This is a genomic window from Spirosoma jeollabukense (assembly GCF_054777855.1).
On sequence record NZ_BAAHAD010000126.1, the window covers coordinates 1 to 511 of the forward strand.

Here is a 511-nt window from a genome sequence, read left to right on the forward strand (position 1 = left end):
GTTGAGCAGGGTGGTGGCGAAGTCCGGTGACAGGCCGCGCACGCTGATCACCTGCGCACGGCCGGCCACGCGCTGGGCGGCCAGGCCGGGCAGGCGCGAGATGGATTCGGCGATGCTGACGTCGGGCAGCTTGCCGATGTCTTCGGCGGAGATCGCTTCGACCACCGAGGTGGCGTCCTGCTTGACCGCGATCGCGCTCTCGATGCCGCGGCGGATGCCGGTGACCTGCACCGTGTCCAGGTTGGTGGCGGCGGTGCCGGCCGGCGTGGTGGTGTTCTGCGTGGACTGTGCCGACGCCAGCGTCGGCGCCAGCACAACGGCCAGCGCGAGACTCAGCGCACTGCGCTTGTGGTTCAACATTTTCCCCTCCCAGGCAATGTTGCAGATCGATTCGTGGACGTCCCGGAGTGACCGTGGACGTGCGACGCGGTGGCCGCTGTCGTCGCCGCTATGGTAGGCAGCGCGTTCTTCGCGGGAATCACCCTGCATACGTATTCAATGGCGTTTGCAG

General features: G+C 67.3%; 1 protein-coding gene. It reads right to left on the reverse strand.

From position 1 onward, the window contains the following. A partial coding sequence (locus ACYVEA_RS34885; protein ID WP_461117947.1) for a TonB-dependent receptor plug domain-containing protein occupies positions 1 to 489 on the reverse strand: 489 nt, incomplete at its 3' end. Between the last annotated feature and the right edge of the window lie 22 nt (positions 490 to 511).